Annotated in this window: 29 protein-coding genes; 16 read left to right on the forward strand and 13 right to left on the reverse strand. The window is 67.0% G+C overall.

Features of this window, described 5'->3' with window-relative positions; genetic code table 11:
• Positions 1–363 precede the first annotated feature (363 nt).
• The 4 genes from C7H84_RS11885 to C7H84_RS11900 all read left to right on the forward strand — a co-directional run bounded on the left by C7H84_RS11885 (position 364) and on the right by C7H84_RS11900 (position 3,766).
• A complete protein-coding gene (locus C7H84_RS11885; protein WP_121858991.1) occupies positions 364–1,044 on the forward strand; it encodes a PspA/IM30 family protein in 681 nt (226 codons plus the stop codon).
• A gap of 78 nt (positions 1,045–1,122) precedes the next feature.
• Entirely contained in the window at positions 1,123–2,313 is a 1,191-nt protein-coding gene (locus tag C7H84_RS11890; protein WP_121858992.1) for a tetratricopeptide repeat protein, read from the forward strand.
• A gap of 233 nt (positions 2,314–2,546) precedes the next feature.
• A complete protein-coding gene (gene mscL, locus C7H84_RS11895) occupies positions 2,547–2,978 on the forward strand; it encodes a large conductance mechanosensitive channel protein MscL (RefSeq protein WP_121858993.1) in 432 nt (143 codons plus the stop codon).
• Between the two features lie 341 nt (positions 2,979–3,319).
• Positions 3,320–3,766 (forward strand): hypothetical protein, encoded by a 447-nt coding sequence (locus C7H84_RS11900; RefSeq protein WP_179949053.1) that lies wholly within the window; start codon positions 3,320–3,322, stop codon positions 3,764–3,766.
• Between the two features lie 77 nt (positions 3,767–3,843).
• Here C7H84_RS11900 and C7H84_RS11905 read toward each other — a convergent pair whose 3' ends face one another.
• Positions 3,844–4,737 (reverse strand): NAD(P)-dependent oxidoreductase, encoded by an 894-nt coding sequence (locus C7H84_RS11905; RefSeq protein ID WP_121859040.1) that lies wholly within the window; start codon positions 4,735–4,737, stop codon positions 3,844–3,846.
• A gap of 135 nt (positions 4,738–4,872) precedes the next feature.
• Here C7H84_RS11905 and C7H84_RS11910 point away from each other — a divergent pair, with 135 nt between their 5' ends.
• Together C7H84_RS11910 and C7H84_RS11915 are read left to right on the forward strand one after the other, a co-directional pair.
• The gene (locus tag C7H84_RS11910; RefSeq protein ID WP_121858994.1) at positions 4,873–5,082 is read left to right on the forward strand and encodes a dodecin; all 210 of its coding nucleotides are present in this window, start codon (positions 4,873–4,875) and stop codon (positions 5,080–5,082) included.
• A 222-nt stretch (positions 5,083–5,304) separates the two neighbouring features.
• Positions 5,305–6,234, forward strand: coding sequence for a LysR substrate-binding domain-containing protein (locus C7H84_RS11915; protein WP_006762467.1), 930 nt, complete (start codon positions 5,305–5,307; stop codon positions 6,232–6,234).
• 176 nt (positions 6,235–6,410) lie between these two features.
• Here C7H84_RS11915 and C7H84_RS11920 read toward each other — a convergent pair whose 3' ends face one another.
• The gene (locus C7H84_RS11920) at positions 6,411–7,823 is read right to left on the reverse strand and encodes an 8-oxoguanine deaminase (RefSeq protein ID WP_121858995.1); all 1,413 of its coding nucleotides are present in this window, start codon (positions 7,821–7,823) and stop codon (positions 6,411–6,413) included.
• On the opposite strand from C7H84_RS11920, the gene C7H84_RS36325 reads away from it, so the two are divergent.
• The 3 genes from C7H84_RS36325 to C7H84_RS11935 all read left to right on the forward strand — a co-directional run bounded on the left by C7H84_RS36325 (position 7,806) and on the right by C7H84_RS11935 (position 9,934).
• The gene (locus C7H84_RS36325) at positions 7,806–8,258 is read left to right on the forward strand and encodes a hypothetical protein (RefSeq protein WP_162999263.1); all 453 of its coding nucleotides are present in this window, start codon (positions 7,806–7,808) and stop codon (positions 8,256–8,258) included. The two genes, C7H84_RS11920 and C7H84_RS36325, sit on opposite strands and share 18 nt — an antisense overlap.
• A gap of 76 nt (positions 8,259–8,334) precedes the next feature.
• Positions 8,335–8,688, forward strand: a complete 354-nt coding sequence (gene uraH, locus C7H84_RS11930) for a hydroxyisourate hydrolase (RefSeq protein ID WP_011657188.1) — start codon at positions 8,335–8,337, stop codon at positions 8,686–8,688.
• Between the two features lie 52 nt (positions 8,689–8,740).
• The gene (locus tag C7H84_RS11935) at positions 8,741–9,934 is read left to right on the forward strand and encodes a urate hydroxylase PuuD (protein WP_121858996.1); all 1,194 of its coding nucleotides are present in this window, start codon (positions 8,741–8,743) and stop codon (positions 9,932–9,934) included.
• 102 nt (positions 9,935–10,036) lie between these two features.
• On the opposite strand, the gene C7H84_RS11940 is transcribed toward C7H84_RS11935, so the two are convergent.
• The 11 genes from C7H84_RS11940 to C7H84_RS11990 form a co-directional block, all read right to left on the reverse strand.
• The gene (locus tag C7H84_RS11940) at positions 10,037–10,447 is read right to left on the reverse strand and encodes an ACT domain-containing protein (RefSeq protein ID WP_121858997.1); all 411 of its coding nucleotides are present in this window, start codon (positions 10,445–10,447) and stop codon (positions 10,037–10,039) included.
• Positions 10,448–10,769: 322 nt separating this feature from the next.
• Entirely contained in the window at positions 10,770–11,282 is a 513-nt protein-coding gene (locus tag C7H84_RS11945) for an ureidoglycolate lyase (RefSeq protein ID WP_121858998.1), read from the reverse strand.
• Entirely contained in the window at positions 11,279–12,292 is a 1,014-nt protein-coding gene (alc, locus tag C7H84_RS11950; RefSeq protein WP_121858999.1) for an allantoicase, read from the reverse strand. The genes C7H84_RS11945 and alc overlap by 4 nt, the downstream gene beginning before the upstream one ends.
• Positions 12,293–12,367: 75 nt before the next feature.
• Positions 12,368–12,889, reverse strand: coding sequence for a 2-oxo-4-hydroxy-4-carboxy-5-ureidoimidazoline decarboxylase (uraD, locus tag C7H84_RS11955; RefSeq protein WP_121859000.1), 522 nt, complete (start codon positions 12,887–12,889; stop codon positions 12,368–12,370).
• On the reverse strand, positions 12,886–13,839 hold the full coding sequence (gene puuE, locus C7H84_RS11960) for an allantoinase PuuE (protein WP_121859001.1): 954 nt from the start codon (positions 13,837–13,839) through the stop codon (positions 12,886–12,888). Before puuE ends, uraD begins: the two co-directional genes overlap by 4 nt.
• Positions 13,840–13,988: 149 nt before the next feature.
• Positions 13,989–14,825 (reverse strand): aspartate/glutamate racemase family protein, encoded by an 837-nt coding sequence (locus C7H84_RS11965; RefSeq protein ID WP_121859002.1) that lies wholly within the window; start codon positions 14,823–14,825, stop codon positions 13,989–13,991.
• A 10-nt stretch (positions 14,826–14,835) separates the two neighbouring features.
• Complete coding sequence (locus C7H84_RS11970; RefSeq protein ID WP_121859003.1) at positions 14,836–16,320, reverse strand: NCS1 family nucleobase:cation symporter-1; 1,485 nt, start codon at positions 16,318–16,320, stop codon at positions 14,836–14,838.
• A gap of 149 nt (positions 16,321–16,469) precedes the next feature.
• Positions 16,470–17,174 (reverse strand): GntR family transcriptional regulator, encoded by a 705-nt coding sequence (locus C7H84_RS11975; RefSeq protein ID WP_121859004.1) that lies wholly within the window; start codon positions 17,172–17,174, stop codon positions 16,470–16,472.
• Positions 17,175–17,484: 310 nt separating this feature from the next.
• Positions 17,485–18,423, reverse strand: a complete 939-nt coding sequence (ldcA, locus tag C7H84_RS11980) for a muramoyltetrapeptide carboxypeptidase (RefSeq protein ID WP_121859005.1) — start codon at positions 18,421–18,423, stop codon at positions 17,485–17,487.
• A gap of 125 nt (positions 18,424–18,548) precedes the next feature.
• Positions 18,549–19,130 carry a tRNA adenosine(34) deaminase TadA gene (gene tadA / locus C7H84_RS11985; protein ID WP_205611420.1) on the reverse strand — a complete coding sequence of 194 codons (582 nt, stop codon included), beginning with the start codon at positions 19,128–19,130 and terminating at the stop codon, positions 18,549–18,551.
• Positions 19,127–19,528 (reverse strand): DnaJ family domain-containing protein, encoded by a 402-nt coding sequence (locus C7H84_RS11990; protein WP_057925390.1) that lies wholly within the window; start codon positions 19,526–19,528, stop codon positions 19,127–19,129. Before C7H84_RS11990 ends, tadA begins: the two co-directional genes overlap by 4 nt.
• A 71-nt stretch (positions 19,529–19,599) precedes the next feature.
• On the opposite strand from C7H84_RS11990, the gene C7H84_RS36330 reads away from it, so the two are divergent.
• The 7 genes from C7H84_RS36330 to C7H84_RS12020 all read left to right on the forward strand — a co-directional run bounded on the left by C7H84_RS36330 (position 19,600) and on the right by C7H84_RS12020 (position 26,100).
• On the forward strand, positions 19,600–20,031 hold the full coding sequence (locus tag C7H84_RS36330) for a hypothetical protein (protein ID WP_162999264.1): 432 nt from the start codon (positions 19,600–19,602) through the stop codon (positions 20,029–20,031).
• A gap of 115 nt (positions 20,032–20,146) precedes the next feature.
• Complete coding sequence (locus C7H84_RS11995) at positions 20,147–20,917, forward strand: GntR family transcriptional regulator (RefSeq protein WP_121859006.1); 771 nt, start codon at positions 20,147–20,149, stop codon at positions 20,915–20,917.
• Positions 20,914–22,653: a fumarate reductase/succinate dehydrogenase flavoprotein subunit gene (locus C7H84_RS12000; protein ID WP_121859007.1), complete on the forward strand. Its 1,740-nt coding sequence runs from the start codon at positions 20,914–20,916 to the stop codon at positions 22,651–22,653. Before C7H84_RS11995 ends, C7H84_RS12000 begins: the two co-directional genes overlap by 4 nt.
• 17 nt (positions 22,654–22,670) lie before the next feature.
• On the forward strand, positions 22,671–22,916 hold the full coding sequence (locus C7H84_RS12005) for a ferredoxin family protein (RefSeq protein ID WP_006755644.1): 246 nt from the start codon (positions 22,671–22,673) through the stop codon (positions 22,914–22,916).
• A gap of 49 nt (positions 22,917–22,965) precedes the next feature.
• Positions 22,966–24,390 (forward strand): ABC transporter substrate-binding protein, encoded by a 1,425-nt coding sequence (locus C7H84_RS12010; protein WP_121859008.1) that lies wholly within the window; start codon positions 22,966–22,968, stop codon positions 24,388–24,390.
• A gap of 49 nt (positions 24,391–24,439) precedes the next feature.
• On the forward strand, positions 24,440–25,315 hold the full coding sequence (locus C7H84_RS12015; RefSeq protein WP_121859009.1) for an ABC transporter permease: 876 nt from the start codon (positions 24,440–24,442) through the stop codon (positions 25,313–25,315).
• Positions 25,312–26,100, forward strand: a complete 789-nt coding sequence (locus C7H84_RS12020) for an ABC transporter ATP-binding protein (RefSeq protein WP_121859010.1) — start codon at positions 25,312–25,314, stop codon at positions 26,098–26,100. The genes C7H84_RS12015 and C7H84_RS12020 overlap by 4 nt, the downstream gene beginning before the upstream one ends.
• The last annotated feature ends 12 nt before the right edge of the window (positions 26,101–26,112 follow it).

Consider the following 26,112-nt stretch of genomic DNA (forward strand, 5'->3'; position numbering starts at 1 on the left):
GTGGCAACTGTCACGTCGACAGACCCCGCCGCGCGGCGATCCGTTCCCGCGACGTGACAGCGCATTTTAATGAAATCGACCGTGCGGCTTCGCGATTTTTTGTAAAAATTCCCGCGCGACAGTGATTTGCGAAACGTATTGGCCGCATGCTCGGCCTATGATGGACACGCAGCCGCGCGCATGCGGCGGCGTTTCTTTCAAGCGCGAAAGGTTCAAATTCCGCACACGCGTGCCGCTTGAACTCCGGCGCTTAAGCCGTATTTAAGGGGCCGGCGGTGTAATATCCGCCGGCTCACGCGAGTCGGACCCGATTCGCGACGGGCACTGCCGCACAAGCGGCGCCTTTCAACCACGGAGGATTTCATGTCGCTTTTCGACTCTATTTCGCGCACGATCAAAGGCCTGCTGAACGATGCGGCCGACTCGGTACAGGATCCGTCGCGCGACGCACGGCAGATCGTGCGGGAGCTCGACGACAGCATCGGCCGTGCCGAGAATTCGCTGATCGAGATCGAGGCGCAGGTCGCCACGCAGCGCAGCAAGCGCGATGCGGCCGACGACAAGGTGAAGAAGTACGAGGACGGCGCGAAGCGCGCGCTGCAAGGCGGCGACGAAGCACTTGCACGCGAGGCGCTCGCCGCGCAGTCGAACGCGGAAGCCGAACGGGATGCCCTCGCGGCCGAGCTGGCCACGCTCGAGCCGTCCGTCGACAAGCTGAAGGGGCAGATCGCCGACATGCGTCAGCGCCGCAACGATCTCAACTCGCGTTCGAACATCCTGCAGGCGAAGCAGGAAATCGCGCAGGCGAAGGATGTCGCGGCGAGCGCGCTGGGCGGCATCGGCGGCAAGAACCTGTCCGAAGATTTCCAGAAGCTCGAGGACAAGGTCGCGCTGCAGAACGCACGCTCCGACGCACGCCTGAATTCGGCCGACACGTCGAGCGGCAAGGCGCTCGACGACAAGCTCGCCGCGTTGAACAAGGGCCCGTCGGTCGAGGATCGCCTCGCCGCGCTGAAGAAGCAGCTCGACACGCCCGCGCAGTAACGGCCACCGCGCCGCGGCCCGCCGGGCTCGCGGCGCGCACCGATCGTCAGGAGACGGGCGCATGCGCCCGGTTCGACCATGAAGAAATCTCTCGCCGCACTCGGCTTCTCGCTGATGTTGCTGTCGTCCGCCGCATTCGCGGTTCCGTCGCTGCAGCAAGTCGAGCAGTCGATCGCGCAACGTGACTGGCAGCGCGCCGACACGCAGCTGTCGCAAGTCATCGACGCCCATCCGAACAACGCACATGCGCACTACCTGTACGCGCAGGTGCTGGACCGCGAAGGCCGCGCGTCCGACGCGCTCGCGCAACTGCAGAAAGCGAAGTCGCTCGATCCGCAACTGCGCTTCACCGATGCGTCGCACTTCGCGCAGACCGAATCGCGCATTCGCGCCGATGCCGCGCGCGTGAGCGGCAACGCACCGGCGGCCACGCAGAGCGGTTCGTTGCAATCGTCGCTCGCGCCCGCCGCGCCGGCCGCGAAACACGGCCCGTCGACCGGCATGTGGATCGGCCTCGCGCTGATCGCCGTGATCATCGCGCTGGTGCTGCGCTGGACGCTGCGCCGCGCGCGCTCGGCCGACAACAGCCGCGCCGACGACGAACGCCGCACGCAGTTGAAGCGCGCGACCGACGTGCTGAACGACATCCGTCCGCTGAAGCTCGATGCGAAGCTGTCGACCGCGCCCGGTGCCGCGTCGCTCACGAGCGAACTCGAAGGCATCGAGACCGATGCACGCGCGCTCGTCGAAGCGTTGTCCAACGGCAAGAACCCGGTGCCGCCGTATCGCATCGACGAGCTCGAACAGCGTCATGCGAGCGTGAAGGCACGCGTCGAAGGCCGGCCCGACCCGAGCGCGCAGCCCGCTGCGCCCGCGAACGGCAGCGGCTCCGTGTATGCGCAGGAAGCCGATCGCATGACCGGCATGCAAGGCCAGCCGTATCAGCAGCAACCGTACCCGCAAGCGCCGTATCCGCCGCAGTATCCGCAACAGCAGCCGCCTGTCGTGGTGCAGCAAGGCGGCGGTTTCGGCGGCGGGATGGGCGGGCTGCTGACCGGCGTGCTGCTCGGCGAAGCCATGTCGGGCGGCCGTGAGCGCGTGGTCGAACGCGACGTGATCGTCGACGACCAGCGCCACCGCCAGAACAACAACAACGATCCCGGCTTCGACCTGGGTCGCGGCGACGATTCGAACTGGAGCGACGGCAACAGCGGCGGCGGCGTCGATCTCGGCAGCAACGACGACGGCTGGACCGACGACAACACCTGAGCGTCCCGCTCGCGGGCGTCGCCCTCTCGCGCGGCGCCCGTCCCCCTTCCGCGCTTTCTTTCATTTCGGCGCGCGCCGGCCGGCAGATTTGTCAATCATTTCAAGATGGGCTACCGGCATTGGGGCACGTTCGCTATCATGCGGCCATCGGCGTGCCTCCGATCCCGTCCGACGTTTCGCAGCCTGCGCGTCGCGGCACGCCTCCCCTCGCCCCAACCAGGAGAAAGCCGCTCATGAGCATAATCAAGGAATTCAAGGAGTTCGCCGTCAAAGGCAACGTGATGGATCTCGCCGTCGGCGTGATCATCGGCGGCGCATTCTCGAAGATCGTCGACTCGGTCGTGAAAGACCTCATCATGCCGGTGATCGGCGTGGTGACCGGCGGTCTGGATTTCTCGAACAAGTTCGTTCTGCTCGGCACCATCCCCCCGTCGTTCAAGGGTAATCCCGATTCGTACAAGGACCTGCAGGCCGCGGGCGTCGCCGCATTCGGCTACGGCTCGTTCATCACCGTGGCGATCAACTTCATCATCCTCGCGTTCATCATCTTCATGATGGTGAAATTCATCAACAAGCTGCGCAGGCCGGAAGAAGCCGCGCCGGCCGCGACGCCGGAAGACATCGTGCTGCTGCGCGAAATCCGCGATTCGCTCAAGCAACGCTGAGCGCCGCGCGACACTGCATCTGCCGGGCCCGCCATGTGCGGGCCTTTTTCATGGGCACGCATCGTGCACCGCCGCGCGAGGCTTGTCTCATTTTTTTGTGACGTGCGAATGCACGCGCGGGAAAAGCAGGTCTATGATGGAGACTAAACGACAGTACGGGCGCCAAGACGCTGGCTGTGTCGATCATCGTGGCATGCGGGTCGACGGGAGACATTGATCGTCGTACCGCACGAGCGCAGCATTTTCGTGTGCTATAAAGGATCGACATGCGGCGTACATAGCCGGGAGTGGGTCGCATGAAAGTGCCGCATTTCTTGCAATTGTTTTTGAGGCGAGTGTTTATGTCCTTCCCGAAAAAACGTCGACGTGTGCAACAGGATGGCCAGGAGTCGTTCCTCGCGGTCTTGCGCCACTCGAAACCGTTCGCGCAGCTCGACACCAAGATTGCCCGCGCCCGTGCGCAGGACGAACCCGTCCTCTATGCGCATGTGCTGCCCGGCCTCGACGTGCTCCTGTGCAGCGTGCGCGGCGCCCAGCCGCCCTATCCGGCCATCGCCGAATTGCGCAAGCGCTGCATCGAATCGATTGCGAACGCACTCGAACAGCCGCTCGACGGCCTCGAGAACGGCGGCTACTGGTACGAGGCAAACGGCTTCGGCTTCCTCGTATTCGCGAGTCGCGCCCGCGCGCGCATCCTGCCCGAATTTGGTGCAGGCACGAAGGCGAGCCTGCGCGGCGGCCTCGGACGCCAGAACGCCGGCGACACGACACCGCGCTCCCTCGGCTGAACCGACACCGACACGATGGGCCGCCTCCGGGCGGCCCATCGGCCATTCAGGCTTCCCGCTTCAGCGTCGCCGCGCGATCACTGCGCCGTTCCGCGCCCGTTCCCGGGCCGCACGATGTCGATGAACGCGGCGAAATCGGCGCCGGCGAGCCCCTGCGCGGCGCCCAGTCTCAGCACCTGCTGCACCGTGGCCGACACGGGCATCACCGCGCCCGCGTCGCGCGCGGCGTCGGCGATCGCATCGACATCCTTCTGGAACGTGCTCAGCGCGCCGATCGGGGCGTGACCGCCTGACGTCATGCGCGGCACGAAGGTCTGCAGCAGCACCGAATCCGCCCATCCGCCGGCCAGTGCGTCGGCCAGTCGCGCGGCGTCGATCCCGCTTGCCTGCGCCAGGCCGACCGCTTCGGCGATCGCGGTCACCGTCGCGGTGACGATCGCCTGGTTGCACAGCTTCGCGGTCTGGCCCGCGCCCGCATCGCCCATGTGCGTAATGCGCGACGCGTACGTGTCGATCAGCGGACGCACTGCGTCGAGGTCGGCCGCGCCGCCGCCTGCCATCACCGCGAGTGTGCCGGCCTGCGCGCCGGGCACGCCGCCGGACACCGGCGCATCGATCCAGCCCACGCCGAGCGCGGCCGAGCGCGCCGCATAGTCGCGCGTCGCGGCAGGCGCAATGCTCGAATGATCGACGATGCGCTTCAAGCGGCGCGCGTTCGCGGCGCCGGCAAGGAGCCCGTGCTCGCCGAATACGACATCGCCCACCGCGCGAGCGTCGAGCACGCACACGAACACCGTGTCGACGCGCTCGGCCAGTTCGCGCGGCGTGTCGACCACCTGTGCGCCGTCCTGTTCAAGCGCCTCGGCCTTGCCGCGCGTCCGGTTCCATACGCTGACCCGGTGGCCCGCCGCCAGCAAATGCCGAATCATCGGCGCGCCCATCAATCCCGGTCCGCAAAATCCGACTTCCACGATGTTCGTCGTCTCCAATTGAGGTTGCACTTGCCGCCCATCATACCTATCACTCAAGAAGCCGGACACGCGCGACACCGCTTCGGGTCCGCCGCTTGCGCCGGCCATACACACCGACATCCCAGGGAGCGCATCATGAGCGACCACGTCTACAAGCTGATCGAACTGACCGGCTCATCGCGTCAATCGTGCGACGACGCCATCCGCAACGCGATCTCGAAAGCCGGCAAGACGCTGCACAACCTGCACTGGTTCGAGGTGACCGAAACGCGCGGTCACATCGAAGGCGATCAGGTCATCCACTGGCAGGTCACGCTGAAAGTCGGCATGCGCATCGACGACTGACGCGCCGCGCGCGTCACGCGCGGTGCCGTCACCCACCGGATGCGTGCAATGCGCATCCGCGCGGCGCCGCGCCGCCCCTTCCGCCCCGTTCGGACCCCTTATCAAGGCCCGGCCGGCGTGCGGTTGCGGGTATCCATCTCTTGACGCTGGCTCTGGTTCATATTAAAAACGATATACCCCTACACCCCATCGATCAGCCCAGACATATAAACCGGAGATACCATGAGTCAGCAACGCGAGGCGATCGACACGTACCTCTTGCGCGTCTTGCACACCTTGTTGATGGAGCGCAGCGTCACGCGCGCGGCCGTCAAACTGAACCAGTCCCAACCGGCGATCAGCGCCGCACTGCGCCGCCTGCGCGACATCACCGGCGATCCGCTGCTCGTGCGCGGCAAGTCGGGCATGGTCCCGACCGAATACGGGCTGCGCCTGCTCGAACCGGTCCAGAACGCGCTGCGTGAAATCGAGCGCATCAAGTTCCAGCAGCACAATTTCGACCCGGCCACGTCGATCCGCTGCTACCGGATCGGTTGCCCCGACTACCTGAACGTGCTGTTCGTGCCGACCGTCGTCGAACGCTTCCGCCAGGCCGCGCCGAATGCGACGCTCGAGTTCCATTCGCTCGGCCCCGCGTTCGACTACGAGCTCGCGCTGGAGGACGGCAAGCTCGACATCGTCGTCGGCAACTGGCCGGAGCCGCCCGAGCAGCTGCACCTGTCGAACCTGTTCGTCGACGAAATCGTCTGCCTGATGAGCAATACGCACCCGTTCGCAAAACGCGGCGGGCTCACGCTCGACCAGTACCTGAACGCGCCGCACCTCGCGCCGACGCCGTACTCGGTCGGCCAGCGCGGCGCAATCGATGTGCACCTCGCGCGCGAGCGGCTCAAGCGTCACGTGGTCGTCACGCTGCCGTACTTCAACCTCGCGCCGTACGTGCTGGTGAAGTCGGACCTGATCTTCACGACGACGCGCCTGTTCGCCGATCATTACGCGAAATTCCTGCCGCTGTCGGTGGTGCCGGCACCGCTCGATTTCCCGCCGATGCAGTACTACCAGCTGTGGCACGAACGCTGCCACTACTCCGACGAAGTGCGGTGGCTGCGCAGCCTCGTCGCCGAGGCGACCCGCACGCTGATCGAGGCGTAAGCGCGTACGACGAGCACCACGCGCGCGCCGGCCACGCTGTTGCGGGGGCGGCCCGGTACGATGCGCGGCGTGCGGCGGCCGCTGCCTGAACCGCCACCGCGCCAGCCACCGCGCGCCCGATCCGCCACGCGCGGCGCGACCGTCACTTCACCTCGTCATCGTTTCACCTCGTCGCTTCAGCGCGACGCCTCCACGAGTGCCCGCGCGAGCGCGTTGTGACGCTCGATCACGGGTGGCAGGTCGAGCGTCGCGAGCCGCCCTTCCCGCACCACCACCTTCCCGTTCACCACCGTGTACGCCGTCTGCGACGGCGCGCAGAACACGAGCGCCGCGACCGGATCGTGCAGCGCGCCCGCGAACAGCGGCTGGCGCAGGTCGAACGCAGCAAAGTCCGCGGCCATGCCCGGCTTCAGCGCACCGATGTCGTCACGGTTCAGCACCTTTGCGCCGCCCAGCGTGGCGATTTCGAGCGCCTCGCGCGCGGTCATCGCGTCGGGCCCGAAGCCGACCCGCTGCAGCAGCAGCGCCTGCCGCACTTCCGCGACCATCTGCGCGCCGTCGTTCGACGCGGAACCGTCGACGCCGAGCCCGACCGGCACGCCGGCGAGACGCATCTTCTGCACCGGCGCAATGCCCGACGCGAGCCGCATGTTCGAGCACGGACAGTGCGCGACGCCGGTGCCGGTGCGCGCGAACAGGCCGATGCCCGCATCGTCGAGCTGCACGCAGTGCGCGTGCCACACGTCGTGGCCGACCCAGCCGAGGTCTTCCGCGTATTCGGCTGGCGTCATCCCGAACTTCTCGCGGCTGTACGCGATGTCGTTGACATTCTCCGCCAGGTGCGTGTGCAGTGACACGCCGTATTCGCGCGCCAGCACGGCCGCGTCGCGCATCAGCCCGCGGCTCACCGAGAACGGCGAGCACGGCGCGACGACCACGCGCAGCATCGCGTAGCGGCCTTCGTCGTGATAGGTCTCGATCAGGCGCTGCGCGTCGCGCAGGATGTCGGGCTCGCGCTCGACGACCGAATCGGGCGGCAGCCCGCCGTCGCGCTGACCGACGCTCATCGCGCCGCGGCTCGCGTGAAAGCGCATGCCGATCCGCCGCGCGGCGCCGATGCTGTCGTCGAGCCGGCTGCCGTTCGGGTAGATGTACAGATGATCGCTCGACGTCGTGCAGCCCGACTGCAGCAACTCGGCCATCGCGGTGAGCGTCGACACCTCGATCATTTCGGGCGTCAGGTGCGCCCAGATCCGGTACAGGTTCGTGAGCCAGCCGAACAGCTCGGCGTTCTGCGCGGCCGGCACCGCGCGCGTGAGGCTCTGGTACATGTGGTGGTGCGTGTTCACGAGCCCCGGGATCACGAGGTGGCCGCGCAGGTCGAGCACTTCGTCCGCGGTCTCGGGCAGCTCGGCGCTCGGGCCGACTGCGACGATCCGGTTGTCTTCGATGTAGAGCCCCGCGTCGCGCAGTTCGCGGCGCGTGTCGTCCATGGTCACGAGCACGTCGGCGTGCCTGACCAGCAGGGTTTTCGGGCGGGATGAGGATGGGTTGGGCGTGCGTGCGCCGCCGTGCTGCTCGAGGTTCATGCGTTCTCCGCGTCGTTCCGCCTCCGGGAGCCGCTCCCGGAAGCCATCACAAAGCCGTTCGAACGCTGCTTCGCGGCACGCCCCGGTGCCTGCGTCCGTTCGAACGCGCTGGCCCGGTTACCCGGCGTGATTGCCGTCTTCGGGGTACGCGCGGGCTCGCTGCCCGACGCGCACGGCGGCAGCATCGCCCAAGCGCGCGCGGCGCACAATGCGCGATCCCGAATACCGCGCTTCACGGATTCGATATGGTACGCCGCGCGGGGGGCCGCCGCGGCGCCGCAGCCGCCGGCCGCGAGCCGCTCCGGCGGGCCGTCGACAGCGGTTCATGCGCGGCGCATTATCTTTGATATCGCGCCCGTATTTGCGCGGGGAACCTTTTTACAATGCCTGCACGGCGCTCGCATCAATGTCGCCGACGGGTATGTAGCCACGTGACGTGGAGCCTCGATCCGCCGCACAGTCATGGATCGAGTCGCCGCCGAACCTCGCATTCACACAAGGACAACTGCGAATGGGAAAGCTCACTACCCACGTACTCGATACGGCACACGGTCGCCCCGGCGCTGCCATCAAGGTGGACCTCTACGCGCTGGACGGCGAATCGCGCCGCGCGATCAAGACCGTTCTGACCAATAGCGACGGCCGCTGCGACGAACCGCTGCTCGAAGGCGCGGCACTCGCCGCCGGCGAATACGAACTCGTGTTCCATGCCGGCGACTACTTCGCATCGCTCGGCGTGAAGGTGCCGGAACCGCGCTTCGTCGACCGCGTCGTACTGCGCTTCGGCATCGCCGACACCGCATCGCACTACCACGTGCCGCTGCTCGTGTCGCCGTGGTCGTACAGCACCTATCGCGGCAGCTGACATCGAATCAGCGCCCGCATCAAAGACAACGATCTGAGTCTGGAGGAGTTTCATGGAAGGCTTCATCACCGACTGGCTGAACCTCGCGCTGCGATGGCTGCACGTCATCGTCGCCATTGCGTGGATCGGCGAGTCCTTCTATTTCGTCGCACTCGACAACAGCCTGAAACCGCCCACCGACGCGAACCAGCGCAAGCGCGGCGTGTTCGGCGAACTGTGGCACGTGCACGGCGGCGGCTTCTACAACATGCAGAAGTACACGGTCGCCCCGCCGGAAATGCCGGATGACCTGCACTGGTCCAAGTGGCCGTCGTACACCACATGGTTGTCGGGCTTCTCGCTGTTCTTCGTGCTGTACCTGCTTGCACCGAACACGTACCTGATCGACAAGAGCGTGCTCGACATGGGCCCGGTGGTCGCCGTCGCATCCGCACTCGGCTTCCTCGCGGCCGGCTGGATCGTCTACGACTCGCTGTGCCGCATCCTCGGCACCAACGATCGCGTGCTCGGCATCTGCGTCGGCATCTACGTCGTCGTCGCCGCGTACCTCGCATGCCATATCTTCGCGGGCCGTGCGGCGTACCTGATCGTCGGCGCGATGCTCGCGACGATCATGTCGGCGAACGTGTTCTTCGTGATCATCCCCGGCCAGCGCAAGATGGTCGACAAGATGCTCAAGGGCGAAGAACCGAACCCGATCTACGGCAAGCGAGGCAAGCAACGCTCGGTGCACAACACGTACTTCACTCTGCCGGTCGTGTTCGCGATGCTGTCGAACCACTATGCGATGACGTACACGAACAAGTTCAACTGGGTCGTGCTCGTGCTGATCATGCTGGCCGGCGCGCTGATCCGTCAGTTCTTCGTGATGCGTCACCGCGGCAAGCAGCTGTGGTATCTGCCGATCGGCGGCGTCGCGCTGCTGTCGGGCGCGCTGGTGTGGACGATGCCGAAGCCGGTCGCACCGGAAGCGCAAGCGGCGAACGCCCCGAAGATCGTCATCAACGACATCATGCCGGTCCTGCAGCAGCGCTGCGTCGCATGTCACTCGGCCAAGCCGACGCTGATGGGCAGCGCGCCCGCCGGCGTGATGTTCGACACGCCGGACGAAGTGTCGAAGAACGCGCAGCGGATCTACGAACAGGCCGTGCGCCTGAAGGCGATGCCGATCGGCAACGTCACGCACATGACCGACGACGAGCGCGTGAAGCTCGCCGCCTGGTTCGAAGGTGGCGCGGCGAAGTAAGCCGCGATGCGCCGGCCATCGGTTGCCGGCGTAATCCTCTCCGTTCGCGGGCCCGGGTCAAACCGGGCCCGTTTTTTTTGCGTGCGCGGAATGTGCCGTCCGTTAGCCTCGCCGTGCACCGCGCTGCAGCGCGACGAGCGCATCGAGCGCGCGCGGGCCGTCGTCGAACGGCACGAAGATGTGATCGTGATACGCGGCGGCCATCACGTTGCAACTGATGCCGGCCGCGCCGAGGGCGTTCGCGAACGCGGCCGTCAGGCCGACCGCCGCGAGATCCGAATGCACGGTCAGCGTGATCCACGCGGCGCGAAACAGCACGGGCCAGCCGCGCCGCGCAGCCGTCGCTTCGTCGACCACGACCGTCATCCCCTCCGTCTCGCGGAACGTCGCGATCGTTTCGGATAACGATATGTCCGCATCATCCGGCAGCGCGACGAACGCGAATACGCCGCGATGCAGCTCGGGCTGCATCGTGCGCAGCAGAGTCGTGAGGTCGCTTTCAGGTTGGCTCATCGAGAGGAACGCGTCCGGAACCGGACGTCGAGCTGTGGCGATGCGGGCACGATACCATGCGGCCGATGCCCACCCCCATTCATGTCGTCACGCACGCGCTGGCGCGCCTTGGTCCGCGAAAACAATTGCCGCGCCGCGTGTCACGGCCTGCGACATGATCACGAAACAGCGGCAACCGACCGGCCGCCGATAACCGACGCCAGCGTGCATACGAACAGGCATCGCTCGTTGCGTCGCGTCGCGACGCTCACGCGCGGCGCATAAAAAAACCCGCGCGAATCGCGCGGGTTTCTTCGACGTAGCGGTACGACTGAAATCCGGCTCAGGCCGTCACTGCATCCAGCGCATCCTCGGTGAGCCACAGCGACTCCTGCAGATCCTGCTCGTTCAGGTTCAGGCCGTCGCCGCCGCGATCGACGACGATGAAGTCGCTGACGCCGCCCAGCGCGATCAGCGGGTGATGCCACACGCCCTTCGCGTAGTTGACGCCTTGCCAACCGCTCGTCACGAACGCGCGGATCTTCGCCGGATCGAGCTCGCCCGCCGGTGCGACGACGACGAGATACGGCTGGTCGTTCAGCGGCACGAACGCCTGACTGCCGAGCGGATGGCGCTCCAGCATCCTCACTTCGAACGGCAGCGTGCGCGGCTGGCCGCGGAACAGGTTGACGAGCGTGCGACCGTCCTCATCGGTCACGTCGACTTTCGCGAGATCGTGAAAGCGGATCGTCGTGCCGAGGTTGATCGGAATCTGCTTCGCGCCTTCGGTTTCGATCACGTCGCCAAACGGCGCGAAGGCTTCCTTGGTCAGCGGTTCGATGGCAAGCGTCTTCATTTGTCGAGCGTTCCCCACAGACGCAGGCGCGACACGCCGCCGTCCGGAATGATGTTCAGGCGCACGTGGGTCACCGGGCCCAGCGACGCGATTTCCTGTTCGAAGTAATGCTGCTTGTCCATCTGCAGCTTCTGTTCGCCGAGCAGCCCCGGCCAGAACATCGACTGCGTGATCAGCGAGCTGTCGGTCCCGCCGGACACGTACGCGGCCTGGATCGAGCAGCGGTCCGGGTAGTTGCCCTTGAAGAACGCGGTGTCGACTTCGATCTTGCGGATCACACCCGGCTGCGCGAGCGCGATGATCGCCCAGTCGTTGCCCGGTTCGCGGCGGCGGCGGGTTTCCCAGCCGTCGCCCATGTTCACGCCGCGGCCCGGCAGCAGCAGGTTCGACGCGACGCCGAAGTGCTGGTTGTTCGCGGCCACCACGTAGCCGCCGTTTTCCATCGCCGCGAGGTCGAACTGCTCGGTCGCGCTCGCGCCGGCCCAGTCGAGCTGCGGCTGGCCGTACACGCGCAGGCGCGCGATGCCGCCGTCCGGATAGATGTTCACGCGCAGGTGCGTGAACGCCCGCGCGTCGGTCGCTCCGACGTAGTGATGGCTGTTGCCTTGCAGCGTCGTCGACGGGACGATCTCGACCCACTCCGTCGCGTGCGTCGGCGCGCCGTCGGCCACGAACGCAGCCTCGATCGATGCAGCCGGCGGGAAGTTGCCGGTGAAGTGGCTCGTGTCGATGTCGAAGCCCTTGATCACGCCCGGCCGCGCGAGCTTGACGATGCACCAGTCATAGCCGGTCGTGCGCTTGCGGCGCGTCTCCCAGCCGTCCATCCACTTGCCGTGGTCGTCGTACTTGCCGGGGATGAATACCGCGGGCTCGGGGTTCAGCATCCGGTCCTTCGGCGCGAAGAAGTCGTCGCTGGCCTCGAGCGCCTGCGCACCGAGACGCGGGTCGGCGAGGTTCACGTAGCGCCGCGTGAAATCGGGCGCGTTCGGATCGAGAAGCGGAACAGCCATGATGTTTCCTTGTTTCAGTGAGGCGATCAGGCCGCTGCGACGCAGCAGGCCATATTGCGGTGTCAGGCGGTGGTGTCAGGCGTCGATCAGGTCGTCGAGGCGAAAGCGCGCAATCCGGTAGATCTGGTCGAGGCTCGCACGCAGCTCCTCGTCGCGCGAATGATTCACGCGCGACTCGAAGTTCGCGATGATGCCGTGGCGGTCATAGCCGCGCACCGCGAGGATGAACGGGAAGCCGAATTTCTCGCGATAGGTGCGGTTCAGCGTCAGCAGCTTGTCGAACTCTTCCTGCGTGCACTGGTCGAGGCCCGCGCCGCTCTGCTCGCGGGTCGACTCGGCCGTCAGCTCGCCGCGCACGGCGGCCTTGCCGGCCAGCTCCGGGTGAGCGTTGATCAGCGCGAGCTGGCGCGCTTCGCCGCCGGTTTCCACCGCATCCGACATCGTCTCGTGCAGCACGTCGATGCTCGCGAACGGCCGCTTCCCCGCGGCGACCTCGGCCACCCACGGCGAATGTTCGAAGATGCCCGACAGCGCTGCGACGAATGCGCTCGGCGCCATCGTGTTCAGTTGCTCCAACGTGTAACGCATCGCCTTCATGCCTTTCCTTCGTTTCGATGATTGGGCTGATACGGATGATGTTCACGCCAATGACGCGCGATATCGACACGGCGCGTCACCCATACGCGATCGTGCTTCTCGATGTGATCGAGGAAACGCTGCAGCCCGCGGAAACGTCCCGGGCGCCCCAGCAGCCGGCAGTGCATGCCGATCGACAGCATCTTCGGCGCTTCGTCGCCCTCCGCGTACAGCACATCGAATGCGTCCCGCAGGTAGTCGAAGAAGTGGTCGCCGGTGTTGAAGCCTTGCGGCGTCGCGAAGCGCATGTCGTTCGTGTCGAGCGTGTACGGCACGATCAGTTGCGGCGACGTGCCGCCGCCCGACACTTCGACGTCCATCCAGAACGGCAGGTCGTCGCCGTAGTTGTCGGAGTCGTACAGGAAGCCGCCGTATTCCGCGACGAGACGGTGCGTGTTCGGGCTGTCGCGGCCGGTGTACCAGCCGAGCGGACGCTCGCCCGTCACGCGCTCGATCGCTTCCATCCCGAGGCGCATGTGTTCGGCTTCGAGCTCCGGCGTCATGCTCTGGTAGTGGATCCAGCGCCAGCCGTGGCACGCGATTTCATGGCCGAGCTCGACGAATGCACGCGCAAGCTCCGGATGGCGCTCGATCGCCATGCCGACGCCGAAGACCGTCAACGGCAGCCCGCGCTTCTCGAATTCGCGCAGGATGCGCCACACGCCGGCCCGCGAACCGTATTCGTAGATCGACTCCATGCTCATGTGGCGGTCCGGATACGCGGCCGCGCCGACGATTTCGGACAGGAACTGCTCGGAGCCCGGATCGCCGTGCAGCACGCAGTTCTCGCCGCCCTCCTCGTAGTTCAGCACGAATTGCACGGCGACGCGGGCGCGCCCGGGCCAGTTCGCCTGCACGGGGTGGCGGCCGTAGCCGATCAGGTCGCGAGGATAGTTGGGATCGAGTGACATGGGTTCGAAGTGCGGCGCAAGCTCGCTGGAATAATGGGTTCGCATCGACCCGCGCGGGTGCCGAGGCCGGCCGCAGAGGCCGATGCGATGACGGCCCAGTGTAGCGAAAAGGTTCATACGCGCCCATACAGCGGCGCAGATAGTGCATGTCAGACGGAGTGTATGTGCGGTTGCGGCAAATTCGGCACCGGTTCCGCTGCGGCGTTCCCGCCGTGCGCGGCGGCGGCGGCCGATGCGGCCGCCGGCGCGTCCTCCGGCGGGCTGAACCGCGCGAATTCGCCGTCGTAGCGCTTCGGCAGCGGCCGCGCATAGTCGCCGCGCTTCGCGGTCGCGAGGCGCAGCGCGACGAGCGCCTCGGCCCATTTCACGGCCGCCGTCACCCCCTCGACCACCGGCGCGCCGATCTGCTGCTCGATCTCGTGCGCGAATTCGGCCATCCCCGCGCAGCCGAGCACGATCGCGTCGGCGCCGTCCTCGTCGAGCGCGCGCCGGCATTCGTCGACGATGATGCGCCGCGCGGCCGAACCGGGCCGGTCGAGCTCGAGCACCGCGACGTCGGTCGCGCGCACGTTGCGGCAGAAGCGCTTCATCCCGTAGCGCTCGGCGAGATGCCACGCCATCCCGCAGGTGCGCGCCAGCGTCGTGACCACCGAGAAGCCCGGCGCGAGCACGCTCGCCGCGTGCATCGCCGCCTCGGCGATGCCGATCACCGGCCCGCGTGCGACTTCGCGCGCCGCATACAGGCCCGGATCGCCGAAACATGCGATCACGTACGCGTCGCAGCCGTCGCGCTCGCCCCGCGCGACCTCGGCGAGGAGGCCCGGCGTCGCGAGCGCCTCGTCGTAATACCCTTCGATCGACGGCGGCCCCATCGGCGGGCTCACCGCGACGATCTCGGTGCCGGCGGCCGCGACCTCGCGCGCGCAGCGGCCCATCGCATCGGTCATCCGCTGCGTCGTGTTCGGATTGATCAGCCTGATCTTCATCGCAAGCTCCTTACGCCTTCGCGCTCACGAGCAGCCGGTAGAAGACGAAGCCGAGCCCCGCGCCGATGAACCACGAGAAGTTCGCGGCGGCCTGCCAGCCCGGCACCATCACGCAGATCACAGCGATCACCGCGGCCGGCAGCAGCGCGGCGAGCGCGCGGCGGTTCACGCCGCCCGTGTACCAGTAGGTGCCGCGCTCGGACATCGTGTACAGGTCGTCGCGCACGAGCCGGCCGCGCTTGACGAGGTAGAAGTCGGCGATCAGCACGCCGTACAGCGGGCCGATGAATGCGCCGAGCACGTCGAGCGTGTAGTGGATCACGGCCGGGTTGTTGAACAGGTTCCACGGCGTGATGAAGATCGACGCGACGGCCGCGAGCATCCCGCCCGCGCGCCAGCTGATCAGCCGCGGCGCGACGTTCGAGAAGTCGAACGCCGGCGACACGAAGTTCGCGACGATGTTGATGCCGATCGTTGCGATCGTGAAGGTCAGCGCGCCGAGGATCACCGCGGTCGGATGGTCGATGCGCCCGACCGTCGCAACGGGATCGGTGATCAGTTCGCCGAACACCGGCAGCGTCGCGGCCGTCGTGATCACCGTGACGAGCGAGAACGCGAGGAAGTTGACCGGCAGCCCCCAGAAGTTGCCGCGCTTCACGTCGCCGAACGAGCGGCAGTAGCGCGAGAAGTCGCCGAAATTGAGCATCGGTCCGGAGAAGTACGACACGACGAGCGACACGGCGGTGATCATCACCGGAATCACTTCCGCGCCGTGATACTTGACGCCGCCGAGGTTGAGGCCGATGTTGCGCCAGCCTGCGCGCCACACCATGTAGCCGGCCAGGATGAACATCACGACGTAGACGGCCGGGCCCGCGAAGTCGATGAATTTCTTGATCGTCTCCATCCCGTTCCAGAACACGAACGCCTGCAGCACCCACAGCAGCATGAAGCCGGCCCAGCCGACCGCCGACAGCCCGAGGAAGCCGTAGCGATGGACGTCCGCGTACGGCAGCCATTGCGGAAAGAACTTCAGCACCACGATCACGAGCGCGCTGGACGCGAGATAGGTCTGGATGCCGTACCACGCGATCGCGATCAGCCCGCGGATCACGGCCGGCACGTTCGCGCCGAGCACGCCGAAGGTCGCGCGGCACGCGACCGGATACGGCACGCCGATCTGCTGGCTCGGCCGCGCGATCAGGTTGCACAGCCGGTTCACGATCGTAATGCCGACGATCAGCGCGATCAGCACCTGCCAGCTCGTCAGCCCGAGCGCGAACAGGCTGCCGGCGAACACGTAGCCGCCAACGCTGTGCACGTCCGACATCCAGAACGCGAAGATGTTGTACGAGCCCCATGTCTGATTCCTCAGGGGTGCCAAATCTTCGTTATACAGACGTTCGCTGTAACCATCCGGCAGTGCCGGACCGCCGCCCTCGCCGCCTTCTTCCGCCGGGTAGGCGCTGTCGTGCGCCACACTGAACTGAGCCATGACTTCTCCTTGACGCGGCCGTGCAGCCGCTCCACCGTCATCGAAATCGCTCCGGGTCGTCGCCCGGAGTCGGACTGGCGGCCGGCGGCGCGAACCGCCGGCCTGCATTGCTCTTGTCGTGTGGCGCGCGGCCGGGTTCGCGTCGCCGCTCAGGCGCCGCCGAACACTTCGCGCAAATCGACCTGCCCTTGCGCGGGCCGGTCCAGCATCTTCAGTTCGACATGCTGCAGGTGGCGCGCCATCAGCGTCACCGCCTGCTTCGGATCGCCCGCTTCCAGCGCGGTCAGGATCTCGTCGTGGTCGTCGCACGAGCACGGGCTGCGCCCGTGCGACTCGTACAGCGCCGACATCAGCGTCGAGCGTGCGACGAGCCCGTCGAGGCACTCGCAGAGCGTCGCATTGCCCGTCAGCGCGGCGAGCGCCGTATGGAATTCGCCCGACAGGCGGATCCACGCCGCGAAGTCGTGCCGCTCGAACGCTCGGCGTTCCTTGTCGATCAGCGCGGCGACGCCCTTCAGCCGTTTCGCGCCCGGCCCCGCCGCGAGGCGCTCGACGACGGCCAGCTCGATGATCCGGCGCATCTCGAACACTTCGTGCACGTCCTGCAGCGTCGGACTCGCGACGAACGCGCCGCGGTTCGGCTCCAGATCGACCAGCTTGTCGGCCGCGAGCTGCGCGAGCGCCTGGCGGATCGTGCCGCGCTTCACGCCGAACACGTCGCAGAGCTGCGCCTCCGTCAGCTTCGCGCCGGGCGCGAGCCGATGCTCGAGGATCGCGGTGCGGATCCGCTCGGCGATCGCTTCGGGACCGGCGGCGCCGGACGGATGGGAATCGGGCTCGTTCATGTTCTGCATCGTGTGATGGTCCTCATCCTAGGACGGACATAAAGATTGTCAACAATTCTTTTCCGAGAATGCGCACAATCGGTGTGCATTGCGCTGTGCCGGATCGGTGCGCGGCGCACGAAATGCTGGCATGGCAAGGCTCTCATGCTTGTTCAAGGCGGCTCACGGCGTGTGCCCTGCCGGCCATTTTGTTGACAAAAATGGTGCGCATGCGAAGTCGAACCGATCGACGGCGTCGAAAATTTCCGACCGTTAGTTGCACACATGCTTAAAGAAAAAGGCGGGAAGCCCGCCTTTCGAGGGTACCCGCCGCCCGGCATCAGCCGAGATGGGGATAGTCGGACAGCGTCAGCCGGAAACCATGCGCGTTCGCGATGAGCTGCGCCTGTGCGCCGAACGGCAGCGTGAGCAGATCGGGCACGTGACCGAACTGCAGCCCCGTGACGACCGGGATGCCGACCACCGAGCGCACCTGGTCGATCATCGCCTGCATGTCGTAGCCGTTGTCGTACTCGAACGGCCGCGCGCCCGTGAACTGGCCGAGCACGAGCGCCTGCTGGCGCGCGAGCAGCCCCGACAGGTGCAGCTGGTAGATCATCCGTTCGATCCGGAACGGCTGCTCGTTGACGTCCTCGATGAACAGGATCCCGCCTTCGATGTCGGGCATGTACGGCGTGCCGACCAGCGACGTGAGGATCGCGAGGTTGCCGCCCCACAGCGTGCCCGTCACGTTCACGCTCTGCACTTGCGGCGCTTCGGCAATGATCGTCGTGGTCGGCTGCGACAGCGTCTGCCAGAAGTGCTGCATCGTGAAGTCGCTCGGCGTTTCCGCGCCGAAGTCGGCCGACAGCATCGGGCCGCCGAAGGTCTTGACGCGCGCCTTCGCGTACAGCGCGAGCTGGATCGCGGTGAAGTCGCTGTGACCCACGAGCGCGATCGGCTGGTCGCGCAGGCGCCGCTCCAGCCCGCGATAGTCGAGCCCGTGCAGGATGCGCGCGGCGCCGTAGCCGCCGCGCACCGCGAGCGCGATGTCCGGCAGCGCGCGCTCCGGGTCCGCGAGGCGATTCAGGTCGGCGGCACGCTCGCCGTCGGTGCCGCCGAAACGCTGAAAGCGCCGCTGCGTCGCCTCGATATTCTCGATGCGCTGCTGCGCGCCGCTCAGGCGCTCGAGCGCGCGATTGATCGCATCGGGGTCGTGCGGATAACCGGACGGCGCCAGCAGGCGGATGGTGTAGGACGCGGCGGGCTGAAAGGACATGGGAAAGGTATCGGGATCGTCAAACCTGCTTAGAGGGTCCGAACCGTCGCCGGTTCACGGAATCGCGCGACCCGCCCCGCTCGGGGCCGGCCCAGGTGTGGCGGCGGGCCGGCGCCGCGGCCGCGCTATGACGCGCCGGATTCGGCGTCGCGGGCGAGCCGGGCTTCCCGCAGCGCGCGGCGGCGCTCGGCGAAGAACGACTTCAGCGCGGCGCCGCACTCGTCGGCGAGCACGCCGCCCGTCACTTCGGTGTGGTGGTTGAGCTGCGGATTCGCGAACGCGTCGATTACGCTGCCGCAGGCGCCCGTCTTCGGGTCGGCGGCGCCGTAGACGACCCGTGCGATGCGCGCGTGCATGATCGCGCCCGAGCACATCAGGCACGGCTCGAGCGTCACGTACAGCTCGCAGCCGGGCATCCGGTAGTTCTGCAGATGCTGCGCGGCCATGCGCAACGCGGCCATTTCCGCGTGGGCAGACGGATCGTGACCGCCGATCGGGTGGTTGAAGCCGCGCGCGATCACTTCGTCGCCGCGCACGAGCACCGCGCCGACCGGCACTTCGCCGGCCGCCCGCGCCTCTTCGGCAGCGGCCTGCGCGAGCCGCATGAAATGCAGGTCGCGCGCCGACACGGGCGCGGCTTGGGGAACGGGGGAATCGGAAGCGGCGGCGGCGGCGGCCGCCGCGTCAGGCAGCGCGTCGGCGCTCACATCGGCCCCGCTTCGGCGGGCACGTCGTCGAGCCCGCGCTCGCACAGACGTTCCGCGATGCGCCGGCAATAATCGCGCGGCATCACCATCGGGCCGCCGCGCAGCGATTCGAGCGCCATGTCGAGCGCGAGGATCTTCGCCTGCAGCCGGCAGCGCGCGGCGCGGTCGCTGACCGCCTGCAGTTCGTCCTGCAGATTGCGCAGCGCGCGCAGTTGCTCGACGGCCGGCGGCACGAAGCCCGCATTCTTCAGGATACGGTTGGCCACCCGCACCTCCTCGGGTACGAGCAGGTCGTCATCCAGCGCCTGTGGCGCGCCGGTACCCGGCAAATCGTCGAACTCGCCCCGCGCGGCGGCGGCGGCGATACGTTGTTCGACCAGTGCGTCAAGCAATCTCATTAGTCAATCGGAACAAATGCGGCAGCCGAATTCTAGCAGGGTGACGTGCGTATGACAGGCCCTTCGAAGGGTTGCTCGATATTGTGTTTTTAGGGGCCGAATCGGCGCGCATGCGCGCCGATCGCGGCGACTTCCCGCTGTGCTGCGCCGCAGCAGGCTCTGCGCGAGTCTGGTCCGGATTTGGCGCGGTTTTACGCGGGCCATGGCCGCCGTATTTTTTATTTTTGGCCCGACGAACCGGTGCGGACGATTCCACCGAAATCGCTGTTTCGCGACTACCCGGTCACGAAGCAACCGACAGGCGCGCGGCGCACGAGCAGCGACGCCGGAATCATCACGGCGGCGAGGATCCGGGCGACATGCGCGTGCGGACACCGACGCACCACCCCGCCGATACCGATACGACATACGACGCAGCGAAAAATCGACACGCACGGACCATGCTGGCGCAAGTGTCCGGTTTGGACCGATCCGGTGAGCTGACAACGGGCGGATCGGGATGAACCTCGGCCACCGCCCCGCTTTTCCGGAATCGGAAAGTAGAAATCAGAAAAACTTGGTTTGGGCGCACGAGCGCGCTCACTACACTCGAGCCATCTTGTCATAACAAGTTGACCGATGACCCCACCCAACGTCGTGCCGCTGTCGGCGGCCCCGCTCTACGTGCAGATCAAGGACACGCTGCGCGCGCGCATCCTGGACGGCACCTATGCACCGCACAGCCGGATGCCGTCCGAGCACGAACTCTGCGCGATGTTCGACGTGAGCCGCATCACGGTGCGCCAGGCGCTCGGCGATCTGCAGAAGGAAGGCCTGCTGTTCAAGCTGCACGGCAAGGGCACGTTCGTGTCGAAGCCGAAGGCATTCCAGAACGTGACGTCGTTGCAGGGCTTCGCCGAGGCGATGTCGTCGATGGGCTACGAGATCGTCAACCAGCTGCGCACGTTCCGCACCGTGAAGGCCGACCGCCATCTCGCGTCGAAGCTGAACCTGCCGGAAGGCGCGCCGCTCGTCGAGATCCACCGCGTGCGCCTCCTGAACCGCGAACCCGTGTCGCTCGAACAGACGTGGGTGCCCGAGGCGATCGGCAAGCGCCTCGCGGGCGCCGATCTCGCGACCCGCGACATCTTCCTGATCCTCGAGAACGACTGCGGCGTGCCGCTCGGCCACGCCGACGTGGCGATCGACGCGATCCTCGCCGACGACGAAATCGTCGATGCGCTGCGCGTCGAGGAAAGCAGCCCCGTGCTGCAGATCGAGCGGCTCACGCACGACGCGTCGGGCGTGCCGATCGACTACGAACACCTGTACTTCCGCGGCGACGCCTTCCAGTACCGGCTGCGCATCGACCGGCAGAAGTCGCGCCAACCTGCAAGGAACCCGCAATGAACACCCATGTACTCGAATACGACATCGTCGTGGTCGGCGGCGGCACGGCCGGCCCGATGGCGGCGCTCAAGGCGAAGGAGCGCGACCCGTCGCTGCGCGTGCTGCTGCTGGAAAAGGCCAACGTGAAGCGCAGCGGCGCGATCTCGATGGGGATGGACGGCCTGAACAACGCGGTGATCCCCGGCCATGCGACACCCGAGCAGTACACGCGCGAGATCACGATCGCCAACGACGGGATCGTCGACCAGGAAGCCGTGTACGCGTATGCGACGCACAGCTTCGCGACGATCGAGCAGCTCGACCGCTGGGGTGTGAAGTTCGAAAAGGACGGCACCGGCGACTACGCGGTGAAGAAAGTCCACCACATGGGGTCGTACGTGCTGCCGATGCCGGAAGGACACGACATCAAGAAGGTGCTGTACCGGCAGCTGAAGCGCGCGCGCATCGCGATCACGAACCGGATCGTCGCGACGCGCGTGCTGACCGACGCGCAGGGCCGCGCGAGCGGCGTGCTCGGCTTCGACTGCCGCACGGCGGATTTTCACGTGATCCGCGCGAAAGCCGTGATCCTGTGCTGCGGCGCGGCCGGCCGTCTCGGGCTGCCGGCGTCCGGCTACCTGATGGGCACGTACGAGAACCCGACCAATGCGGGCGACGGCTACGCGATGGCGTACCACGCGGGCGCCGCGCTCGCGAACCTCGAGTGCTTCCAGATCAATCCGCTGATCAAGGACTACAACGGCCCGGCCTGTGCCTACGTGACGGGCCCGCTCGGCGGCTTCACCGCGAACGGCAAGGGCGAGCGCTTCATCGAGTGCGACTACTGGAGCGGCCAGATGATGTGGGAGTTCTACCAGGAACTGCAAAGCGGCAACGGCCCGGTGTTCCTGAAGCTCGACCACCTCGCGGAAGAAACGATCCAGACCATCGAGCAGATCCTGCACACGAACGAGCGGCCGAGCCGCGGGCGCTTCCACGCGGGGCGCGGCACCGACTACCGGCGCCAGATGGTCGAGATGCACATCTCCGAGATCGGCTTCTGCAGCGGCCACAGCGCGTCGGGCGTGTACGTGAATGCCCGCGCGGAAACGACGGTGCCGGGGCTCTACGCAGCCGGCGACATGGCAGCCGTCCCGCACAACTACATGCTCGGCGCATTCACGTACGGCTGGTTCGCCGGACAGAACGCGGCCGACTACGTGGCCGGCCGCGAACACGCGCCGGTCGACGACCAGCAGGTCGCGGCCGAACGCACCCGCGTGCTCGCGCCGCTCACGCGCGAACGCGGCCTCGCGCCCGCGCAGGTCGAATACAAGCTGCGCCGCATGGTGAACGACTACCTGCAACCGCCGAAGGTGACGCGCAAGATGGAAATCGGGCTGCAACGTTTTGACGGAATTATTGAGGATATCGAAGAAATCAAGGCGAACAATCCGCATGAACTGATGCGTGCGGCCGAAGTGCGCGCGATCCGCGACTGCGCCGAAATGGCCGCGCGCGCGTCGCTGTTCCGCACCGAGAGCCGCTGGGGGCTGTACCACCATCGCGTCGATTTTCCGCATCGCAACGACGCCGAATGGTTCTGCCACACATGGCTGCGCAAAGGCGCCGACGGCGCGATGCGCAGCGAGAAGCGGCCGGTCGAACCCTATGTCGTGCCGCTCGCCGACGACGAACGCAGCGCCTACGCGCACCTGCGCATCCGCGAACCGGCCGCCGTCGCGGCCGCCCTCTGACTCCGAGGAGCCCTACCGTGCCCCATACCCCGCACGACATCTTCCTGCGCAGCAGCGCGCCCGTGACCATCGACGAGGACCGCTGCATTGCCGACAAGGGCTGCACCGTCTGCGTCGACGTGTGCCCGCTCGACCTGCTCGCGATCGACGTGACCAAGGGCAAGGCCTACATGCAGTTCGACGAATGCTGGTACTGCATGCCGTGCGAACGCGATTGCCCGACCGGTGCGGTCAAGGTCGATATCCCGTACCTGTTGCGCTGATCCCGCGCGCCGCCGGCGCGGCGCTTTCCCTTTTTCGGACTCACGACACATGAAACCCACGCTACGGATGTTCCGCCTGTTCGCCATCTCGCTCGCGGTGTCGGCCGCCGGCCTCGTGCACGCCGAGACGATCCGCGTCGCGATCGGCACGCAGGACACGACGATCAATTGCGCGACCGGCGGCCTGCTGATCCGCGAGCTGCATCTGCTCGACAAATACCTGCCGCATACCGGCAAATACCAGGACGTGAAGTACGACGTGCAGTGGAGGGACTTCACGTCCGGCGCGCCGCTCACCAACGAGATGGTCGCCGGCAAGCTCGACTTCGGCGCGATGGCCGATTTCCCCGGCGCGCTGAACGGTGCGGCGTTCCGCAAGGCCGGCCGCCAGAGCGTGTTCATCACCGTGCTCGACGGCAGCATCGAAGGCAGCGGCAACGGGATCGTCGTGCCGACGAACTCGCCGGTGCACGCGCTCGCCGACCTGAAAGGCAAGACGATCTCGGTGCCGTTCGCATCGACCTCGCACGGGATGCTGCTGCGCGCGATCAAGGCCCAGGGCTGGAACCCCGACACCGACGTGAACATCGTCACGCAGGCGCCCGAAGTGGCCGGCAGCGCGCTGAAGGCCGGCAAGATCGACGCGCATGCGGACTTCGTGCCGTTCGCCGACCTGTTCCCGTATCGCGGCATCGCGCGCAAGATCTACGACGGCGCGCAGACCCATACGCCGACCTTCCACGGCGCGCTCGTCGACGCGGACTACGCGCAACGCTATCCGGAAGTGGTCGTCGCGTACCTGCGCGCGGCGCTCGAAGCGAATCGCCTGCTTACGCAGAACCCCGAGAAATACAGCGTGCTGATCGAGAAGGTCACCGGCATCGAGGCGCCGGTCGACTACCTGTATCACGGCCCGCTCGGGATCCAGACCCGCGACTTCACGTGGAAGCCCGAATACCGGCAGGCCGTCGCGACCGCGATCGACACGCTCAAGCTGCTGAAGAAGACCGATACCGCGCCCGACCCGGCGACGTTCATCGACGACCGCTATATCCGCGCCGCGTTCAAGGCATCGGGGCTCGACTACGAAGCCGCGCTGAAGCACTACGGCAAGCAGCCGCTCGTCGCGAACGACGCGGCGACCGGCAAGCCGATCCGCGACTTCAACGACGTCGCGCAGGTCTGGCTCGCCGACGACGAACCGGTGCGCAACTACGCAAGCCCCGCGGGCGCGTTCGCGGCGCTCGGCAAGCTCGGCGCTTCGGCGAAGGTGCGCGCGGTGTTCGTGCACGACCACGCGAGCGGCCTGAAGCTGTTTGCCGACCAGGCGTGGTACGTGAAGGACGCGCACGGTGTGCTGAGCGCGTTCCTGCTGAAGACCGGCGCCGATGCGTATGCGAAGCAGGTGTCCGGTTCGGTCGTCGATTACGCGGCCGCGAAGACCGGCGCGACGCAGGCCCTCGCGTCACGCTGACCGCCCTGCTTTTCCGTTCACCGCTCCTTCAACGCTACCGGATACTCGCATGGCCGCCACCTTCGAGCTTGCCAAACGCCGTCCTTCCGCGTCGCCGCGTGTTGGCGACACCCGCACCGCGCACGCCGCCGCGCGCGGTCGCCCGACTTCGTTGCGCCGCCGCGCGTGGCGGATCGTGTCGCTCGCCGCCTGCATCGCGTTGTGGCAGGCTGCCGTCCAGTGGCGGCTGTCGCTCGGCATCGTCACGTTCGCGAACGTGCCGGCGCCCGCCGACGTCGGGCCCGCGCTGTGGTCGCTGCTGCATTCGCCGAAGCTGCCGATGCACCTGTTCGCGAGCATCATGCGCGTGCTCGCGGGCTTCGTCGCGGCGGCGTTCGCCGGTGTCGGCCTCGGCCTCGCGATCGGCCGCTATCGCGCGCTCGAGGACACGCTGCTGCCGCCGCTCGAAGTGTTGCGGCCGATTCCGGCCGTCGCGTGGATTCCGCTCGCGATCCTGATGTTTCCATCGTCCGAACTGAGCATGATGTTCATCACGTTCGTCGGCGCGCTGTTCCCGATCCTGCTGAACACCGTGCACGGCGCCGAAGCCGTCGATCCGCGGCTGGTCGCGACCGCGCGCAGCCTCGGCACGCGCGGCATCGCGCTCTATGCGGAAGTCATCCTGCCTGGCGCCGCGCCCGCGATCTTCACCGGCCTGTCGATCGGGATGGGCACCGCCTGGTTCTGCCTCGTCACGGCCGAGATGATCGCGGGCCAGTACGGCCTCGGTTATTTCACATGGGAGTCCTACACGTTGCAGAACTACCCGGACATCGTGGTCGGGATGGCGGTGATCGGCTTGCTCGGGATGGGCAGCAGTCTCATCGTCAAGCGCATCGGTACGGCGCTCACGCCGTGGTATGCCCCGCGCGGAGGCCGGCAATGAGCGCAGCCAATCTCGCTGTGCCCGCGCCGGGGCGCGTCGGCGTGCGCGCGCTGACCGTCGAGCTCGGGCCGCCGCATGCGCGCTTCGCGGCACTCGACGCGCTCGACGTCGACATCGCGCCCGGCGAATTCGTCTGCGTGCTCGGGCCGTCCGGATGCGGAAAATCGACGCTGCTCGGCGCGCTGGCCGGGCACGTCGCCGCGACGCACGGCGAGATCGTCGTCGACGGCGAACCGGTCGATCGTCCGCATCCCGATCGCGGGCTCGTGTTCCAGCAGCACACGCTGTTTCCGTGGAAGCGCGTGATCGACAACGTCGCGTTCGGTCTCAAGATGAAGGGCGTGCCCGCGCACGAACGCCGTCGCGAGGCGGCCGCGCTGCTCGACCTCGTCGGACTCGGCGGCTATGGCGCGCACTACCCGGCGCAACTGTCCGGCGGCATGCAGCAGCGCGTCGAGATCGCGCGCGTGCTGATCAATCGGCCGCGCATCCTGCTGATGGACGAACCGTTCGGCGCGCTCGATGCGCAAACACGCCGGATGATGCAGACGCTGCTGCTCGACATCTGGTCGCGCATCGGCACGACCGTGCTGTTCGTCACGCACGACATCGAGGAAGCGCTGTTTCTCGGCGACCGCATCCTGATGCTGTCGCCGCGGCCCGCGCGCATCGTCGCCGACATCCACGTGCCACTTGCGCGGCCGCGCACCGACGACAGCACCACCGAGCCCGCGTTCGTCGACATCAAGCGCCGCTGCCTCGCGCTGCTGCGCGATGCGGCCTGAGCCCCATCGCGC

Origin of the sequence: Burkholderia sp. Nafp2/4-1b, from assembly GCF_003635165.1 — a bacterium.
Lineage (GTDB): Bacteria > Pseudomonadota > Gammaproteobacteria > Burkholderiales > Burkholderiaceae > Burkholderia.